The sequence below is a fragment of the Frigidibacter albus genome (assembly GCF_009908165.1).
In the GTDB taxonomy this organism is placed as follows: Bacteria; Pseudomonadota; Alphaproteobacteria; order Rhodobacterales; family Rhodobacteraceae; genus Frigidibacter; species Frigidibacter albus.
In genome coordinates, this window is sequence record NZ_JAAAUC010000001.1 from 535,598 (window position 1) to 552,085 (window position 16,488).

The following is a 16,488-nucleotide window of genomic DNA, read 5'->3' on the forward strand; positions in this document are numbered from 1 at the left end:
ACACGACATGCGCGCTGCCAGACCGGCCCGGGGTGCCGGCGTCGTGCTAGGTGAAGACTGGGTTTCCCCCGACAGCGCCGACAGCGAGGTGCGGGCGGGGCGGGCGAAGCGTGGCTTCATCTCGGTCAACCGCTCGCCGCTGGCCCGCAAGATCATCACCTTCAACCTGCTGGCGATGCTGGTCATGGTGGCTGGCGTCCTGTTCCTGAACCCGTTCCGCGACAGCCTTGTGGCGCAGCGCGAACGCGGGCTTGTGGCCGAGGCGCAGCTGGTCGCCAATGTGTTCGAAGCGCAACTGCCGCAGGGCGCGCCGGTGGATCTGGCCAGCGGAGACGAGATCGACATTCCGCGCACGCTGCAGGGGCTGGATGTGCCGGCCGACGTCGATCTGTTCGTCTTCGATCAGGCGCAGGCGCTGGTGGCCGAGACTCGCGCGGCGGACCGCCCGCCCGCGGCGCCGGTGGCCGGGCTGGAAGCGGATCCGCGGTCAACGGCGATTACCGATTTTCTTGCCTCGGTCTGGGAAGGCATATCGTCGCTTCTGGCGCCGCGCGGGCGCGACATGCCGGGGCAGGATGCCGAGGCGATGGTGCGCGCCCTGCTGGCCGAGGCGCTGGCCGGCACCACCCGGTTTGAGACCGCCCATGATGCGGGCGGCGGCGCGGTCTTTGCCGTGGTGACGCCGATCCGCCACGATGGCGTCGTCGTGGGCGCTGCGGCGCTGACCTCGGTCGCCGGAGAGATCGACCAGCTGGTGCGCGCCGAGCGCGAGCAGGTGCTGCAGATGTTCGTGATCGCCATTCTGGTGTCGATCGGCCTCAGCCTCGTGCTGGCCTCGACCATTGCCAATCCGTTGTCCGACCTTGCCATTGCGGCGGAGCTGGGGCGCGACCGCCATGCCCGCAAGATGAGCCCGGCGCGGGTGCGCATCCCCGACCTGACCGGCCGCCCAGATGAGATCGGCCGCCTGTCGGGCGCGATGCGCGGCATGGTCGCGGCGCTCTATGACCGGATCGACGCCAACGAACAGTTCGCGGCCGATGTCGCGCATGAGATCAAGAACCCGCTGGCCAGCCTGCGCTCGGCCGTGGGCACGCTGCGCGAGGTCAAGCGCGAGGATCATCGGGAAAAGCTGCTGGACGTGATCGAGCATGATGTGCGCCGGCTGGACCGGCTGGTCAGCGACATCTCCAATGCCAGCCGGCTGGACAGCGAGCTGGTGCGCGAGGAGGAGGAAGAGTTCAACCTTCTCAAGACCCTCGGCAACATCAACGAGTATCTGGGCGAGCAGGCCGGCAAGAAGGGTGTGGACTATATCACCGACCTTCCGGCAGAGCCGATCCTGATCCACGGGCTCGAGGCGCGGCTGGCGCAGGTGTTCGTGAACCTGATCACCAACGCCATCTCGTTCTGCGAAGAGGGTGATGCGGTTCGGGTCTGGGCCCGGCGGCGCGAGAACCGGGTGCTGATCGTGGTGGAAGATACCGGCCCCGGCATCCCGGAGCAGGCGCTGACCAATATCTTCAAGCGCTTCTACTCCGAACGCCCGCCCGGCCAGTTCGGCGAGCATTCGGGGCTTGGCCTGGCCATCTCGAAGCAGATCGTCGAGGCGCATGGCGGTGTGATCTGGGCCGAGAACATCCGCCCCACAGATGCCGACATCACCTCGGACCCGCTTGGCGCGCGCTTCGTGGTGGGCCTGCCGGTGTGACGGCGGCGCCGGGCAGCCTGACGATCCACGCGACGACGGTGGCGCGCGCAGGGCGCGGTCTGGTGATCCTTGGGCCCTCGGGCTCGGGCAAGTCGGGGCTCGCTTTGCAACTGATGGCGATGGGAGCGGCGCTGGTTGCGGATGACCAGACGATTCTGCACCGCCGCGAAGACCGGCTGTTCGCGTCCTGCCCCCCGTCGATCCGCGGCCGGATCGAGGCGCGGGGGGTCGGCATACTCGCCGCCGAGGCGACTGGCGGAGCAGAAGTGCGCCTTGCGGTTGATCTGGGTGTTGCCGAAACCGAACGCCTGCCCCCCCTCCGCCACATCGAATGGCTGGGTGTGCCGATTGCGCTTGTTCACCATCTGCAGAGTCCCCATTTTCCTGCTGCGGTCCTGCACTATCTGGCCAATGGCAGGGTCGCATGACCGAAGGTGAAGGCCCAGCGCCCCGGCAAGGGCGCGCGTGCTGCGGGGACGACGATCGGGATGACCGACGAGACAGACCATCAGGATGTACAGCGCGTGGTGCTGGTCACCGGCCCGTCAGGGGCCGGCCGGTCCACCGCGATCCATGTGCTTGAGGATCTGGGCTATGAGGCCATCGACAACCTGCCGCTGAGCCTTGTGCCGCGGCTGCTGGATGGCCCGGCGCTTGGCCGCCCCATCGCGCTTGGCATCGACGTGCGCAACCGCGACTTCACCGCTGGCAGCCTGATCGAGGGCATCGACCGGATGACGCGGATGCCCGAGGTCGACTGCGAGGTGCTGTATCTCGACTGCCGGGCCGAGGAATTGCTGCGCCGCTATGGCGAGACGCGCCGTCGCCACCCGCTGGCCCCGGTCGATGAGCCGGGCGCCGGTATCGCCCGCGAGGTGGACCTGCTGGCCCCGGTCCGCGCCCGGGCCGATGTGTTGATCGACACCTCGGACCTGTCGCCGCATGACCTGAAGGCCGAGCTTGCCCGCTGGTTCGAGACCGGCCAGCAGGCGCGGCTGACGGTGGGTGTGCATTCCTTCAGCTACAAGCGCGGGGTGCCGCGCGGGCTCGATATCATGTTCGACTGCCGGTTCCTGAACAACCCGCATTGGGAGCCGGCCTTGCGCCCGCTGGATGGCCGCGCGCCCGAGGTCGAGGCCTTCGTTGCCGCCGACCCGCGCTTTGCGCCCTTCTTCGAGAAGGTGCTGGACCTGCTGCTGTTGGTGCTTCCGGCGCATGTCGAAGAGGGCAAGGCGCATCTGACCATCGGGCTCGGCTGCACCGGCGGACAACACAGGTCCGTGGCCATGGCCGAAAAACTCAGCGCCGCGCTTGCACAGTCGGGGTGGCAGGTGTCTAAACGTCACAGGGAACTGGAGCGCCGCGCAGCTAGCGGCGCGGGACAACCAACCGTCGAGGTAGGCAGGGCGTGATCGGGATCGTGATCGTCGCACATGGTGGATTGGCGCGCGAGTATCTCGCGGCGGTCGAGCATGTCGTGGGCAAACAGACCGGCATTCGGGCAATCGCCATCGAGGAAGATCACGACCGCGCGGCCAAGCAGGCCGAGATTTCGGCTGCCGCCGATGCGGTGGATGATGGCGCCGGTGTGGTGGTGGTGACGGACATGTTCGGCGGCTCGCCGTCGAACCTCAGCCTGCTGGCCTGCGCGCCGCAGGACCGGCAGATCCTCTATGGTGCCAACCTGCCAATGCTGATCAAGCTGGCCAAGTCGCGGCAGCTTGCCGTCGGGGAGGCCGTCGCCTCTGCGCTCGACGCTGGCCGCAAATACATAAATTGCTATCATGGCGGCGAAGCCGGACAGACCGGCAAGTAAGCCCGCAACCCGGCGGCGGCAGGCGGATGGCAGACAGGGGCAGCGGTATCAGTGCAGAAAACCTTGAAGATCGTGAACGAGAAGGGCCTTCATGCCCGCGCCTCGGCAAAGTTCGTGGAAGTCGTCGAACGCTTCGATGCCCGCGCCGAGGTAACCCGCGACGGAATGCGCGTCTCGGGGGACTCGATCATGGGGCTTTTGATGTTGGCAGCCTCCAAGGGAACCACTATTGAAGTCGAAACCAGCGGGGCCGCGGCCGAAGGCCTTGCGCTTGCGCTGGAAGCCCTTGTGGCGGATCGCTTTGGCGAAGATTACTGACACCTGCCCGGTCCCGGGCCCGGTTCGGGACCCCCGCCCAACAAAGGAATGCCGGAACTTGGTGGAGACAGACGACAGGAGCGCCCCGGTGCCGGCCGCCAAGCCCTATGACAAGCGCCGCCTGTCCTATGCCGGCACCTTCCGCAACCCCGTCAAGGTCAACACCATCCGCGCCATCGAATGGGCGACCGGCAAACTGACCCTGCTGCGCAAGATCCGTGATTTCGAGCAGGCGGGCGCGCCCGTCGGCCAGCCGTTCTGGCCCAAGGCGCTGGAGGCGATGGGGATCGAGATTTCCACGCCCCATGCCGAGGTGGCACAGATCCCGCCGACCGGGCCGCTGGTGGTGGTGGCGAACCATCCGCATGGCCTCGTCGATGGCATGATCATGGCCGAGCTGATCGGCCGGGTGCGTACCGATTACAAGATCCTGACCCGCTCCTTGCTGACAGGCATTCCCGAGATCGCGGAATTCCTGATCCCGGTGCCCTTCCCGCATGAAGACAACTCGCGCGAACTGGGGCTGCAGATGCGGTCGGAATCGATGGCGCATCTGAAGGCGGGCGGGGTGATCGTGCTGTTCCCGGCCGGCAAGGTCGCCTCGTCGGAAACCTGGTTCGGGCCGGCTGTCGAGGCGGAGTGGAACCCGTTCACCGCCAAGATGGTGATGCGGTCGGGCGCGACGGTGCTGCCGATCCGGTTTCTGGGCCAGAACACCCGCACCTACCAGATCGCCAACAAGCTGTCGGCGACACTGCGCCAGGGGCTGCTGCTGCATGAGATCCGGGCGGCACTGAACAAGCCGCAACGTCCGGTGATCGGCGCGCCGATCCTGCCGGCCGAGATCGAAGGCTGGTCGGGCAACCCGCGCGGCTTCCTCGCCTGGCTGCGCGAGCGGACGCTGACGCTGCAGCCTTAACGGGTCGGAACTGGCACCTCGCCGCGGTAGTCGTAGAAGCCGCGCCCGGTCTTCCGGCCCAGCCAACCCGCCTCGACATATTTGGTCAGCAGCGGGCAGGGGCGGTACTTGGTATCGGCCAGCCCGTCATGCAGCACGTTCATGATCGCAAGGCAGGTGTCGAGCCCGATGAAATCCGCCAGCTCCAGCGGCCCCATCGGATGGTTCGCGCCCAGCTTCAGCGACTCGTCGATGGACCGGACGTTCCCGACGCCTTCATAGAGCGTATAGACTGCCTCGTTGATCATCGGCATCAGGATGCGGTTGACGATGAAGGCCGGAAAATCCTCGGCGCTGGCGGCGGTCTTGCCCAGCCGTTCGACCACGGCGAGCATGGTGCGATAGGTCGGCTCATCGGTGGCAATGCCGCGGATCAGCTCGACCAGTTGCATCACCGGCACCGGGTTCATGAAGTGGAAGCCCATGAACTTTTCCGGCCGGTCGGTGCGGCTCGCCAGCCGCGTGATCGAGATCGAGGAGGTGTTCGAGGTCAGGATCGTCGTCGGCTTCAGATGCGGCTGCAGATCCTCGAAGATCGCCTGCTTGACCGTCTCGCGCTCGGTCGCGGCCTCGATCACCAGGTCGGTCTGGCCCAGATCGGTCAGCGTCATCGTGGTGGCGATCCGCGCCATCGCGGCGGCCTTGGTCTCGGCGGTGATCTTGCCGCGGCTGACCTGCCGTTCCAGGTTGCGGTCGATCAGCGCGACGGCGGCATCCAGGCTTTCGCGCGAGATGTCGGTCATCAGCACGTCGAAGCCGGCCAGCGCAAAGACATGGGCAATGCCGTTGCCCATCTGCCCCGCACCGACAATTCCTACGCTCTGGATTTCCATCGCCTGCCCTCGTTTGCTGCACGGCCGAACCTTAGGCGGCGCACCGCTGCCGGGCAAGGGTGAAGCCGTCGCAGCCGACGCGCCTTAGGCATTTCGAAAGGCGACCGCGGCAAGGTGGCGATGGGTGAGTCGTTTCTTTGGGTGGGCATCATGAGCTTTGAAAATCCGGGCGCAGGGGCGCTCGACTATGGACCGTGTCGCTATGGCAAGTCCAAGCTGCTGTTCCGCGGCCCGCGCCGCAAGCTGGAGGGCAGCTTTATTGCGGCGCTTGGCGGGACGGAAACCTATGGCAAGTTTGTCCCGCATCCGTGGCCGGCCCAGCTTGAGGCGCAACTGGGACTGCCGGTGGTGAATTTCGGCTACCTGAACGCAGGGCCGGATGTCTTCATCAACGAGCCTGTGCTGATCGAGGCGGCCGGCCGGGCCCGCGCCACGGTGGTGCAACTGACCAGTGCGCAGAACCTGTCGAACCGCTTCTATGCCGTGCATCCGCGCCGCAATGACCGATTCCTGCGCGGCTCGTCGCTGATGAAGACCCTGTTCCGCGAGGTGGACTTTGCCGAGTTCCACTTCACCGGCCATATGCTGACCGCGCTGAAGGCGGTGTCGCCGGACAAGTTCGACATGATCGAGCAAGAGCTGAAGGCGGCCTGGGTCGCGCGCATGAAGCTGCTGCTGGACCGGATCGAGGGCAAGACGGTGCTGCTGTGGCTGACGGACCATCGCGCGGGCGGCCCCGATCTGCTTGGACCGCTGCCGCATCTGGTGGATGAGGAAATGGTGATGACGATCCGGCCCTTCGCCACCGATCTGGTGCGCGTCGATCCGGGCCCAGAGGCGCGGAATGCCGGAACCGCGGGCATGGTGTTCGCGCCGCTGGACGAGCCCGCCGCGCGGCAGATGGCGGGGCCGATGGTGCATTCGCAGGTGGCTGCAGAGCTGCTGCCGGCGCTGCAACGATTGATCTGAGGGAAGTGGCGGCGGAGAGTGAACGATTGTGCCATTGCGGCGTTGGGGCTCGGAAAGGAGACACCCCATGCCCAGTACCGAGACATCCCCCGACAAAGACGAGATTGCCGAACTCGCCGTCGACCTGACGGCGGAGGATGACGGCGAGGATATGCCGCGCGATCCCGAGAACGAGATCCGCAGCCTCGTCGCCGCCTATGCCAATGCGATGCGGGCGCAGGACGCCCCGGCGGTGGTCGCCTTCTATGACCCGGCCTTGGTGCGGTTCGACATTGCCGCGCCGCTTGTCACCACCGGCCGCGATGCGCTGGATGAGGCCGGTTTGGCGGAGTGGTTCGCCGGCTGGACCGGCCCTTTCACCTTTGACACGCGCGACCTGACCGTCAATGCCGCCGGAAACATCGGGTATTGCCACGCGCTGGTCCGGTTCACCGGCACGCGGCAGGATGCGGATCACGCGCTTTGGGCCCGTTGGACGCTGGGGCTGCGGCGGCGCGACAGCCAGTGGCGGATCACGCATGAGCATTGCTCGGCCGCGATTGACCCGGGCACCGGCGCGGCGCAGATGACGCTCGACTGACGCTGCAAACGAAAAGGCCCGCCAAACCGGCGGGCCTTTCCAATTCTGCGGCAGGCCTTACAGCTTGCCGGTCAGTTCCGGCACCAGCGTGAACAGGTCGCCCACCAGGCCGTAATCGGCGACCTGGAAGATCGGCGCCTCTTCGTCCTTGTTGATGGCGACGATGATCTTGCTGTCTTTCATCCCGGCAAGGTGCTGGATCGCACCCGAGATGCCGACGGCGATGTACAGATCCGGTGCCACGACCTTGCCGGTCTGGCCGACCTGCCAGTCGTTCGGGGCATAGCCACTGTCCACCGCAGCGCGCGACGCGCCCACGGCAGCTCCCAGCTTGTCGGCAAGATCGGCGATGATCTTGAAGTTCTCTTCCGACCCAAGCCCGCGCCCGCCCGAGACGACGATCTTTGCCGAGGTCAGGTCCGGCCGATCGCTGGCTGCCACCTTGTCCTCGACCCAGGACGACAGGCCCGGATCGGCCGCGGCCGAGATGCTTTCAACCGGGGCAGAGTTGCCCATGCCGGCAGCCTCGAAGGTCGAGGTGCGGACGGTCATCACCTTGGTCGCATCGGTCGATTTCACCGTCTGCACCGCGTTGCCGGCATAGACCGGGCGCTCGAACGTGCCCTCATCGATCACGGCGGTCACGTCTGACATTACCATCACGTCCAGCAGCGCAGCGACGCGCGGCAGGATGTTCTTGGCATCGGTCGTCGCCGGGGCAACGATGTGGCTGTAGCCGGGGGCCAGCGAGACGATCAGCGCCGCGGTCGGTTCGGCCAGGCGATGGCCAAGCGTCGCATCCTCGGCGACCAGCACCTTCGCCACGCCGGCGATCTGCGCCGCCTCGGCACCGGCTGCAGCAGCGGAGGCACCGGCGCAGAGCACCGTCACTTCGCCAAGTGCCTGCGCGGCCGTCACGGCTTTCGCGGTCGCGTCCAGCGCCAGCGCGCCATCCGTGACCTCACCCAGAAGAAGAACCGCCATCAGATCACCCCCGCTTCGTTCTTCAGCTTCGACACCAGCTCATCGACCGAACCCAGCTTGACGCCGGCCTTGCGACCCGCAGGCTCCACCGTTTTCAGCACGGTCAGGCGCGGGGTCACGTCGACCCCGTAATCGGCGGCGGTCTTTTCCTCGAGCGGCTTCTTCTTGGCCTTCATGATGTTTGGAAGGCTGGCATAGCGCGGCTCGTTCAGGCGCAGGTCCACGGTGACAATCGTCGGCAGCTTGACGGTGATGGTCTGCAACCCGCCATCGACCTCGCGGGTGACGGTCGCCGTGTCGCCCTCGATGGCCAGCGCGCTGGCAAAGGTCGCCTGGCTCCAGCCCAGCAGGGCCGACAGCATCTGCCCGGTGGCGTTCATGTCATTGTCGATGGCCTGCTTGCCGGCCAGCACGAGGCCCGGCTGCTCTTCGGCCACAACAGCGGCCAGCAGCTTGGCAACCGCCAGCGGCTCGATATCCTGGTTCACATCCTCGGAGGCCACGATCAGGATCGCGCGGTCCGCGCCCATCGCCAGCGCGGTGCGCAGCGTTTCCGACGCCTGCTTGACGCCGATGGAGACCACGACAACCTCGGTCGCCGCGCCCTTTTCCTTCAGGCGGATCGCCTCTTCGACAGCGATCTCGTCGAAAGGGTTCATCGACATCTTCACGTTGGCCAGATCGACACCGGATCCGTCCGCCTTGACGCGAACCTTCACGTTGTAGTCGATCACCCGTTTGACAGGCACCAATACCTTCATCGGCGTGTATCTCCCTAGGTCTGCGGCCCCCGGGAAAGGGGAGCCTTCATCCATGTCGCAGTTTTGTTATCCCGCCGGCCTGTGCAAGGACAGAATAAAATCGACGCGCTGCAGCACCGCAACGTCACGTTTGGCTCAGCGGTTGGCGCCGGGGACCCAAAGCACGTCGGCGCGGCCCTCGTCATTGGCGATCCGGGCGGCGACGAAGAACCAGTCGGACAGGCGGTTGAGGTATTTCACTGCCGAGTCATTCACCGATTCCATCGTGGCGAGTTCGACCACACAGCGTTCGGCGCGGCGGGTGATGGTGCGGCAGAGGTGCAGGTGTGCGGCGAGCGGGCTGCCGCCCGGCAGGATGAAGCTGCGCAGCGGTTGCAGGCGGGCGTTCATCGCGTCGATCTCGCGCTCCAGCCGGTCCACCTGGGCCTCGACCATCCGCAGCACAGGGTAGGGGGCTTCGGCATCGCGCTCCATTTCCGGGCGGCAAAGGTCGGCGCCAAGGTCGAAGAGGTCATTCTGGATCAGCGCCAGCAGCCGGTCCAACTCGCCGTCGGCGTGCAGCCGTGCAAGGCCGAGCGTGGAATTTGCCTCGTCCACCGTGCCGTAGGCGGTGACGCGCATCGAATGCTTGGCGACGCGGGCGCCATTGCCAAGCGCGGTGTCGCCGGCATCGCCGGTGCGGGTGTAGATGCGGTTGAGGACGACCATCAGATGCTCCCCTGCCGGAACCAGACGAACAGCAGGATCAGCGCGATGGCCACCGCCTGCGCCCCGATGCGGTAGCGCATGATGCGGTTGGCGTGCTTGCGGTTGAACTCGCCGCCCTTGGCGAAGCCGCCGATCCCGACCATCAGGATCGCCAGAACCACCAGCGCAGAGAAAGCGACGACAAGGAACAGCGGGTCTTTGGCAAGCATGATGCATCCTTTCGGGTTTCCCCGCATCTAGCGGTGTCTCGGGAAAAAGCGAACCGAAAACCCGTTGGGGCGCGGCGTCAGCCCTTGCCAGCCACCCAGTCCAGCGCCCTTGTGGGCAGGATGCGCCGGGCCAGCCCCATCATAAAGGTCGGGGTCGTGACATAATAGCGCGGGGCCGGGTTGGGCGCGGTCAGCGCGCGCAGCAGCTTGGCGGTGACGGCGGAGGGCGGCAGCTCGAACCGGTCAGGCTTGCCGCGGTCTTTATACAGCCGTTGCAGCAGACCGGATTCGTATTGCCCGCGGCGGGCGGAGCCCCGCCAGTCGATCCAGCGTTCGAAATGGGGGACGGAGTTCTGGCGGATGTCGGATGTCACCGGCCCCGGCTCGATCAGGATCACCTTGATCGGCGTGTCCGCCATCTCCAGCCGCAGCACGTCGGTCAGCCCTTCCATCGCAAACTTGGTCGCCACATAGGCGCCGCGCCAGCGGATGCCGACCAGCCCCAGCACCGAGGAGCAGTTGATGATCCGGCCATGCCCCTGCGCCCGCATCACCGGGATCACCCGGCGGGTCAGGTCGTGCACGCCAAAGAGGTTGGTCTCGAAGATCTCGCGCAGCGCGCCGCGCGGCAGGTCTTCCACCGCGCCGGGGCAGGCGAAGGCGCCGTTGTTGTAAAGCGCGTCGAGCGTGCCGCCGCTGCGCGACAGCGCCTCGGCCAGCCCTGCGGCGATGCTGTCCTCATCGGCATAGTCGAGCACGAAGCTCTCCAGCCCTTCAGCCAAGAGTCGCTCGCAATCCTTCTGCTGGCGGCAGGTGGCGAAGACGCGCCAGCCGGCGCGGGCCAGCCCGTGGGCTGCGTCGTATCCTATGCCCGAGGAGCAGCCGGTAATCAGGATCGTCCTTGGCATCTGTGCCCTCGTTGCATCTGGACCTGCGTTGCGCCCCGATCTACACGGGGAGCATGACCGATACCACCGATGACGACATCCCCGCCGAAGCGCCCGGAGGCGCCACCTCGTCCGAACCGCTCAGCCGGGCGATCAGCGAGCGGTATCTGACCTATGCACTGTCGACGATCATGCACCGGGCCCTGCCCGATGCGCGCGACGGGCTGAAGCCGGTGCATCGCCGCATCCTCTATGCGATGCGGGAATTGCGGCTGACGGCAACGGGGGGCTTCCGCAAGTCGGCCAAGATCGCCGGCGACGTGATGGGCAACTATCACCCGCATGGCGATGCCGCGATCTATGATGCGATGGCGCGGCTGGCGCAGGATTTCAACGTTCGCTATCCGCTGGTCGACGGGCAGGGCAACTTCGGCAATATCGACGGCGACAACCCGGCTGCCAGCCGCTACACCGAGGCTCGGCTGACCGCCATTGCGGAAACGCTGATGGAGGGCCTGGCCGAAAACGCCGTGGACTTCCGCCCCAATTACGATGGCACGCTAGAAGAGCCCATCGTGATGCCGGCGGCCTTCCCGAACCTGCTGGCGAACGGGTCGAGCGGCATCGCGGTCGGCATGGCCACCAACATCCCGCCGCACAACCTGCATGAGCTGATCGACGCCTGCCAGCTGATGATCCAGAAGCCCGAGGCATCCGACGAGGATATCGTCGATCTGGTGCCGGGGCCGGACTTCCCGACCGGCGGCGTGCTGGTGGAGCCTGCGGGCAATGTGATGGAGGCTTATCGCACCGGCCGCGGCAGCTTCCGCCTGCGGGCGCGCTGGCATGTCGAGGATCTGGGCCGCGGCACCTGGCAGATCGTGGTGACGGAAATCCCCTATCAGGTGCAGAAATCCCGCCTGATCGAGCGGCTGGCCGAGGTGATCCAGACCCGCAAGGTGCCGGCGCTGGCCGATGTGCGCGACGAATCCGCCGAGGATGTGCGCATCGTGCTGGAGCCGCGGGCACGGACGGTGGACCCGGAAATGCTGATGGGGATGCTGTTCCGCAACTCCGACCTGGAAATCCGCTTCAGCCTGAACATGAACGTGCTGATCGACGGCAAGGTGCCGCGCGTATGCAGCCTGCGCGAGGTGCTGCGGGCGTTCCTGGACCACCGGCGCGACGTGCTGCAGCGGCGCAGCCAGCACCGGGTGGAAAAGATCGACGCGCGGCTGGAGGTGCTGGAAGGCTATATCATCGCCTTTCTGAACCTCGACCGGGTGATCCAGATTATCCGCACCGAGGATGAGGCCAAGGCCGTGATGATGGCCGAGAACTGGGCGCCGTCTGACCCGGTGGGTGTGTACCTGACCGATGTGCAGGCCGAGGCGATCCTGAACATGCGGCTGCGGTCCTTGCGGCGGCTGGAAGAGATGGAGCTGAAGCGTGAGCATGAGGCGCTGACCAAGGAGCGCGCCGGGCTGATCGACCTGCTGGCCAGCGACAGGCTGCAGTGGAAGACCATCTCGTCAGAGCTGAAGGCCGTGCAGAAGAATTTCGGCCGCGATGCCCCCGGCGGCGCACGGCGCACCAGTTTTGGCGAGGCGGGCGTGGTCGAGGAAGTGCCGATCGAGGCGATGATCGAGCGCGAGCCGATCACGGTGATCTGCTCCAAGATGGGCTGGATCCGCGCGCTGAAGGGCCACCAGCCGCTGGAGGCCGAGGCGAAATTCAAGGATGGCGACGAGGGCCGCTTTGTCTTCCACGCCGAGACGACTGACCGCATCCTGATATTCGGCAGCAACGGCCGCTTCTACACGCTGATCGGCGCCAACCTGCCGGGCGGGCGCGGCATGGGCGAGCCACTGCGGCTGATGGTGGATCTGCCCAACGAGGCGGATGTGGTGGACATGCTGATCTTCCGGCCGGGCGAGAAGTTCCTTGTCGCCTCGACCGAGGGCGACGGGTTTGTCGTATCGGCGGACGAGATGGTGGCGCAGACCCGCGCCGGCAAGCAGGTGCTGAACGTAGCCGAGGGCGTGAAGGCGAAGCTGTGCCGCAAGGTGACCGGCGACCATCTGGCCGTCGTCTCACAGAACCGCAAGTTCCTGGCCTTCCCGCTGACCGAGGTACCGGAAATGGCCCGCGGCAAGGGCGTGCGCCTGCAGAAATACGGCATGGCGCGGGGCCGGCAGGGCGGGCTGGAGCTGGATGGCGGGCTGGCCGATGCCGCGACCTTCACGCTGGCCGAGGGGCTGAGCTGGAAGCAGGGTGGCGGCTCGACCCGGACCGAGAAGGACATGTCCCCGTGGATCGGCCGCCGGGGCACCATAGGCAAGGCGCCGCCGCACGGTTTCCCGCGCGAGAACCGCTTTACCTGATCAGGCCATGGGCAGGGCCTGACCTTCGATCTCGGCCATGTCGGCCGCGGTCAGGTTCAGCGCCGCGCCGAGGCGGGCCAGATGCGCCCGCTGTGCCGGATGGTCGAGGTCGATGGCCATCAGCGCCGCGGCATAGACCTCGCGCTGCATCCCGTCGGGGGTTTCGGCGGCCAGCGCCTCGGGGTTCACGGGCGCGGCCATCTCGGCGATCAGGAAGTCGAGGTCCGAGGGCGTGGCGTTTTCCATGTTGCCAAGGATCTTGCGCCGCTCTTCGGGATCCATCTCGCCATCGGCCTTCGCCGCCTGGATCATCGAGCGCAGCATCAGCGCGGCGGCAGCCTCTTCCTGAGGCGTCGGCGGCACGACCGGCTCGCCGTTCCGGCTTTCCGCCTCGCGCAGCTTGTCGACAAAGCCGGGCTGGCCGGGGGCAGGGGAGTGCTGGGGTTCATCGGCATTGCCGAGGCCTGCGCCGCTGAGGATCCCGCCGAGCATCCCGCCAATGCCGCCGCCTGCCAGCATCCCGCCGAGGCCACCGCCCTGGCCGCCCGACTGGCCACCGGACTGGCCACCGCCGAAATTGCCGATCACCTTGTCGAGCACCGAGCCTTCGCGCGGCCGGCTGACGCGGTCCAGCATCCCGCCAAAGCCGCTCTGGTTGCCATCGGGCCCCGGCTTCATCGCGTTCTTGATGCCCTTGTAGGCCACCACGCCCAAGGCCACGCGGGCCAGCGTCTTCACAAGGCTCATGACAGGTCTCCCCTATTTGCTGCCCTGCCCAACGCTGGCCTTCAGGGCTGGTTCCCGGCGGGTTCCACCGTCAGCCAGACCCCGCCTTCGGGCCGCAGCGTCAGGATCAGCACCGGCTTTGGCGCGCGGTGCGGCACCAGCGAGAAGCGGTGCCGGGCCAGAAGGGTGGCCAGAATGATCACCGCCTCCTGCATGGCAAAGCTGGCGCCGATGCAGATGCGCGGTCCGTCGCCGAAGGGCAGGAAGGCATAGCGGTCGAAGGTGCGATCCTCGAAGCGCGAGGGGTCGAAGCGGTGCGGGTCCTTCCACAGCGCGTGATTGCGGTGCAGCGCGTAGATCGGCAGCATCACGGTATCGCCGGGCCGGATCTCGCGCCCGCACAGCTCGTCCTGCGCAAGAGCGGTGCGCGACAGGAAGGCGGCGGGGGGATAGAGCCGCAGCGTTTCCTCGACGATCCGGCGGATCAGCGGCAGCTGCGGCAGGTCGGCGGCGGTGGCCGCGCGGTTGCCCAAGGCCGCCTGTGCTTCGGCCTGCGCCTGTTCCTGCACGCCCTGATCGAAGGCGCAGAGGTAAAGCGCCCAGGCCAGGGTCAGCGCCGTCGTCTCATGCCCGGCGACGATGAAGGTCAGCAGGTTGTCGCGCAGTTCGGCAGTGTCCATCGTGCGCCTGGTTTCGGGGTCCATCCCCGACAGCAGCAGGTCCAGGAGGTCCGGCACCGGGCGCGGGCCATCGCTGCGGCGCCGGTCGATGGCGCCGTCGGCGATCTGCTTCATCTGGCGCATCACTGGGCCCGACCGCATCCGCGACGGCCGAGGCACCCACATCGGCGCACCGATGATGTCCAGCACCGACAGCTTGGCCGTCTGCGCCATGTAGCTGTCGATGGCTTGGTGGACGGCATCCCGCTCCAGCCCGCCATTGCCTCCGTCGGCCGAGAAGGTGACATCGGCGATCACCTCGAAGGTCGCCGTCACCATCTCGTCGAACAGGTTGGCGGCGCGGCCATGGGCGGCGGCGATACGCGCGCTGGAGCGTTCGGCGGCATGGCTCATCACCGGGGCCAGCGCCTCGACGTTGCGGACCGAGAAGGCGGGGGCGGCTGCGCGGCGCTGCCAGCGCCAATGCGCGCCCTCGGCCACGAACAGGCTGTCACCGATGGCGGGGCCGAGGATCAGCTTGGTCACGTCGGACTTGGGGTAATCCTCGACCTTGTCCTTGAGCACCCGGCGCAGGGCGGCCGGATCCATCACCATATGCCAGCGCTTGCCGGTGCGACCCGACACCATCGGTTGATGCAGGGCGATCTCGGGGATCAGCTCCAGCAGGTTGCGCTGCGCGACGCGGAGCGAGCCGAGTATCCCCAGCGGAACCGTCGCCAAAGGCACCTTGACAGGCGTGTCGGGGGTGGTGCGGGCATCCATTCATGAGCCTCCTTGCTTGATCACGATATAGCGGGGCGGCGCCCATGGCCAAGCCCGGCGATTGCAGCGAGGGCCCCAAGCGGCTATGGCTGGGCGCAACATGGGAGAGTTTCCGCGCATGACGTCATTGCCCCGCCGCCTGCTTGCCATCGCCGCCATCGTCCTCGTTTCGGCCTGCGCCCGCGAAGACCTGAGCGCGCCGCCCGAGGCCCTGGGCAACTTCCAGCTGGGCCACACGATCATCGTGGCAAAGAACGCGCAGGTCGCCGGCCCGTCGCGCACGGTGACGGATGAAGAGTGGCAGGCGGCGCTGCAGGGCGAGATCCTCAAGCGCACCGGGCGCTATGAAGGCGACAAGCTCTATCACCTCGGCATCAACATCGATGCCTATGCGCTGGCCTATCCGGGCATCCCGCTGGTGATCAGCCCGAAGTCGATCCTGGTGGTTTCGGCGAACGTCTGGGACGACTCGGCACAGCGGCGGATCAATGCCGAGCCCAAGCAGATCACCGTGTTCGAACCCTTCTCGGGCGAAACGCTGCTGGGGTCGGGGCTGATGCAGGACAAGCAAGCCCAGATGACCAACCTGTCGGAAGCGGCAGCGCGGCAGATCAACGACTGGCTGGTCGAGAACAAGGCCTGGTTCACGCCCGAGGCGGCGGCGGCGCGGGCCTTGCTGCCGGCGGCGGCTGGCGGCGCGGCAGCCAGCGTTCCGCCGCCCGGGCAGGTTCCGGCGGCGGCACGGACCGCGACGGCTGCGCCGGCCCCTGCCGGAGCGCCTGCCGCCCCGCCCGCCCCGGTGGTGGTGGCCCGGCCGGCCGCAGCGGCTCCCCCTGCACCTGCCGTGCAGGCGCGCCCCGCCCCGGTGCCCTGCACCGCTGGCCAGCCCTGCCAGGGCATCGACACCGGCGTGCGCAACTCCGCGACCTCGGTGCCCGGGCTGACACTGCCGTAACGGCGGCGTAACGGGCCAGAGACAAGTGGTGCTTGATTTTTTCCGGGCCGCCAGATAGGCAGCCCGCGGTGTTGAATCGGGCCCGGATGCGGCCCCCTAAATCCATGAGGCGCCCGCGAGATGGCTAAGGCAAAGTTTGAACGGAACAAACCGCATATCAACATCGGCACGATCGGCCACGTTGACCACGGCAAGACGACTCTGACGGCTGCGATCACGAAGTATTTCGGCGATTTCAAGGCCTATG

Annotated in this window: 19 protein-coding genes; 11 read left to right on the forward strand and 8 right to left on the reverse strand. The window is 67.0% G+C overall.

Annotated elements, in window-relative coordinates:
• Positions 1-7: 7 nt before the first annotated feature.
• The 6 genes from GVY41_RS02445 to GVY41_RS02470 all read left to right on the forward strand — a co-directional run bounded on the left by GVY41_RS02445 (position 8) and on the right by GVY41_RS02470 (position 4,764).
• A complete protein-coding gene (locus tag GVY41_RS02445) occupies positions 8-1,711 on the forward strand; it encodes a sensor histidine kinase (RefSeq protein ID WP_229725883.1) in 1,704 nt (567 codons plus the stop codon).
• Complete coding sequence (locus tag GVY41_RS02450; RefSeq protein WP_161343028.1) at positions 1,708-2,139, forward strand: HPr kinase/phosphorylase; 432 nt, start codon at positions 1,708-1,710, stop codon at positions 2,137-2,139. The genes GVY41_RS02445 and GVY41_RS02450 overlap by 4 nt, the downstream gene beginning before the upstream one ends.
• Positions 2,140-2,199: 60 nt before the next feature.
• Entirely contained in the window at positions 2,200-3,123 is a 924-nt protein-coding gene (gene rapZ, locus GVY41_RS02455; RefSeq protein ID WP_161343030.1) for an RNase adapter RapZ, read from the forward strand.
• Positions 3,120-3,527, forward strand: coding sequence for a PTS sugar transporter subunit IIA (locus GVY41_RS02460; RefSeq protein WP_161343032.1), 408 nt, complete (start codon positions 3,120-3,122; stop codon positions 3,525-3,527). Before rapZ ends, GVY41_RS02460 begins: the two co-directional genes overlap by 4 nt.
• Before the next feature lie 51 nt (positions 3,528-3,578).
• Positions 3,579-3,845, forward strand: coding sequence for an HPr family phosphocarrier protein (locus GVY41_RS02465; RefSeq protein ID WP_161343034.1), 267 nt, complete (start codon positions 3,579-3,581; stop codon positions 3,843-3,845).
• A gap of 88 nt (positions 3,846-3,933) precedes the next feature.
• The gene (locus GVY41_RS02470; protein WP_229725882.1) at positions 3,934-4,764 is read left to right on the forward strand and encodes a lysophospholipid acyltransferase family protein; all 831 of its coding nucleotides are present in this window, start codon (positions 3,934-3,936) and stop codon (positions 4,762-4,764) included.
• On the opposite strand, the gene GVY41_RS02475 is transcribed toward GVY41_RS02470, so the two are convergent.
• A complete protein-coding gene (locus GVY41_RS02475) occupies positions 4,761-5,636 on the reverse strand; it encodes a 3-hydroxybutyryl-CoA dehydrogenase (RefSeq protein WP_161343038.1) in 876 nt (291 codons plus the stop codon). The genes GVY41_RS02470 and GVY41_RS02475 overlap by 4 nt on opposite strands.
• Positions 5,637-5,786: 150 nt before the next feature.
• On the opposite strand from GVY41_RS02475, the gene GVY41_RS02480 reads away from it, so the two are divergent.
• Together GVY41_RS02480 and GVY41_RS02485 are read left to right on the forward strand one after the other, a co-directional pair.
• Positions 5,787-6,605: a DUF6473 family protein gene (locus tag GVY41_RS02480; RefSeq protein ID WP_161343040.1), complete on the forward strand. Its 819-nt coding sequence runs from the start codon at positions 5,787-5,789 to the stop codon at positions 6,603-6,605.
• A gap of 67 nt (positions 6,606-6,672) precedes the next feature.
• A complete protein-coding gene (locus GVY41_RS02485) occupies positions 6,673-7,185 on the forward strand; it encodes a YybH family protein (protein ID WP_161343042.1) in 513 nt (170 codons plus the stop codon).
• A 57-nt stretch (positions 7,186-7,242) separates the two neighbouring features.
• Here the strand turns inward: GVY41_RS02485 and GVY41_RS02490 are convergent, their stop codons facing one another.
• From GVY41_RS02490 to GVY41_RS02510, 5 genes are all read right to left on the reverse strand, one after another.
• Positions 7,243-8,169 (reverse strand): electron transfer flavoprotein subunit alpha/FixB family protein, encoded by a 927-nt coding sequence (locus GVY41_RS02490; protein ID WP_161343044.1) that lies wholly within the window; start codon positions 8,167-8,169, stop codon positions 7,243-7,245.
• A complete protein-coding gene (locus GVY41_RS02495; protein ID WP_161343046.1) occupies positions 8,169-8,930 on the reverse strand; it encodes an electron transfer flavoprotein subunit beta/FixA family protein in 762 nt (253 codons plus the stop codon). The genes GVY41_RS02490 and GVY41_RS02495 overlap by 1 nt, the downstream gene beginning before the upstream one ends.
• 135 nt (positions 8,931-9,065) lie before the next feature.
• Complete coding sequence (locus tag GVY41_RS02500) at positions 9,066-9,638, reverse strand: cob(I)yrinic acid a,c-diamide adenosyltransferase (RefSeq protein ID WP_161343048.1); 573 nt, start codon at positions 9,636-9,638, stop codon at positions 9,066-9,068.
• Entirely contained in the window at positions 9,638-9,847 is a 210-nt protein-coding gene (locus tag GVY41_RS02505) for a twin transmembrane helix small protein (protein WP_161343051.1), read from the reverse strand. Before GVY41_RS02505 ends, GVY41_RS02500 begins: the two co-directional genes overlap by 1 nt.
• A gap of 77 nt (positions 9,848-9,924) precedes the next feature.
• Positions 9,925-10,755 (reverse strand): SDR family NAD(P)-dependent oxidoreductase, encoded by an 831-nt coding sequence (locus GVY41_RS02510; RefSeq protein WP_161343053.1) that lies wholly within the window; start codon positions 10,753-10,755, stop codon positions 9,925-9,927.
• Positions 10,756-10,808: 53 nt separating this feature from the next.
• Here GVY41_RS02510 and parC point away from each other — a divergent pair, with 53 nt between their 5' ends.
• A complete protein-coding gene (gene parC, locus GVY41_RS02515) occupies positions 10,809-13,118 on the forward strand; it encodes a DNA topoisomerase IV subunit A (RefSeq protein WP_161343055.1) in 2,310 nt (769 codons plus the stop codon).
• On the opposite strand, the gene GVY41_RS02520 is transcribed toward parC, so the two are convergent.
• Together GVY41_RS02520 and GVY41_RS02525 are read right to left on the reverse strand one after the other, a co-directional pair.
• Complete coding sequence (locus tag GVY41_RS02520; RefSeq protein ID WP_161343057.1) at positions 13,119-13,865, reverse strand: DUF533 domain-containing protein; 747 nt, start codon at positions 13,863-13,865, stop codon at positions 13,119-13,121.
• Positions 13,866-13,906: 41 nt separating this feature from the next.
• The gene (locus GVY41_RS02525; protein ID WP_161343058.1) at positions 13,907-15,286 is read right to left on the reverse strand and encodes a cytochrome P450; all 1,380 of its coding nucleotides are present in this window, start codon (positions 15,284-15,286) and stop codon (positions 13,907-13,909) included.
• A 118-nt stretch (positions 15,287-15,404) separates the two neighbouring features.
• Here GVY41_RS02525 and GVY41_RS02530 point away from each other — a divergent pair, with 118 nt between their 5' ends.
• Together GVY41_RS02530 and GVY41_RS02535 are read left to right on the forward strand one after the other, a co-directional pair.
• The gene (locus GVY41_RS02530) at positions 15,405-16,241 is read left to right on the forward strand and encodes a hypothetical protein (RefSeq protein WP_161656853.1); all 837 of its coding nucleotides are present in this window, start codon (positions 15,405-15,407) and stop codon (positions 16,239-16,241) included.
• Between the two features lie 120 nt (positions 16,242-16,361).
• A partial coding sequence (locus GVY41_RS02535; protein WP_249041114.1) for a GTP-binding protein occupies positions 16,362-16,488 on the forward strand: 127 nt, incomplete at its 3' end.

What these genes read in the sequence shown, in the direction of transcription:
- GVY41_RS02500 (WP_161343048.1), bottom strand. Translation starts at nt 9,638, where the DNA reads ATGGTCGTCCTCAACCGCATCTACACCCGCACCGGCGATGCCGGCGAC.
- GVY41_RS02480 (WP_161343040.1), top strand. Translation starts at nt 5,787, where the DNA reads ATGAGCTTTGAAAATCCGGGCGCAGGGGCGCTCGACTATGGACCGTGT.
- GVY41_RS02495 (WP_161343046.1), bottom strand. Translation starts at nt 8,930, where the DNA reads ATGAAGGTATTGGTGCCTGTCAAACGGGTGATCGACTACAACGTGAAG.
- parC (WP_161343055.1), top strand. Translation starts at nt 10,809, where the DNA reads ATGACCGATACCACCGATGACGACATCCCCGCCGAAGCGCCCGGAGGC.
- GVY41_RS02505 (WP_161343051.1), bottom strand. Translation starts at nt 9,847, where the DNA reads ATGCTTGCCAAAGACCCGCTGTTCCTTGTCGTCGCTTTCTCTGCGCTG.
- GVY41_RS02510 (WP_161343053.1), bottom strand. Translation starts at nt 10,755, where the DNA reads ATGCCAAGGACGATCCTGATTACCGGCTGCTCCTCGGGCATAGGATAC.
- rapZ (WP_161343030.1), top strand. Translation starts at nt 2,200, where the DNA reads ATGACCGACGAGACAGACCATCAGGATGTACAGCGCGTGGTGCTGGTC.
- GVY41_RS02475 (WP_161343038.1), bottom strand. Translation starts at nt 5,636, where the DNA reads ATGGAAATCCAGAGCGTAGGAATTGTCGGTGCGGGGCAGATGGGCAAC.
- GVY41_RS02485 (WP_161343042.1), top strand. Translation starts at nt 6,673, where the DNA reads ATGCCCAGTACCGAGACATCCCCCGACAAAGACGAGATTGCCGAACTC.
- GVY41_RS02490 (WP_161343044.1), bottom strand. Translation starts at nt 8,169, where the DNA reads ATGGCGGTTCTTCTTCTGGGTGAGGTCACGGATGGCGCGCTGGCGCTG.
- GVY41_RS02520 (WP_161343057.1), bottom strand. Translation starts at nt 13,865, where the DNA reads ATGAGCCTTGTGAAGACGCTGGCCCGCGTGGCCTTGGGCGTGGTGGCC.
- GVY41_RS02445 (WP_229725883.1), top strand. Translation starts at nt 8, where the DNA reads ATGCGCGCTGCCAGACCGGCCCGGGGTGCCGGCGTCGTGCTAGGTGAA.
- GVY41_RS02530 (WP_161656853.1), top strand. Translation starts at nt 15,405, where the DNA reads ATGACGTCATTGCCCCGCCGCCTGCTTGCCATCGCCGCCATCGTCCTC.
- GVY41_RS02525 (WP_161343058.1), bottom strand. Translation starts at nt 15,286, where the DNA reads ATGGATGCCCGCACCACCCCCGACACGCCTGTCAAGGTGCCTTTGGCG.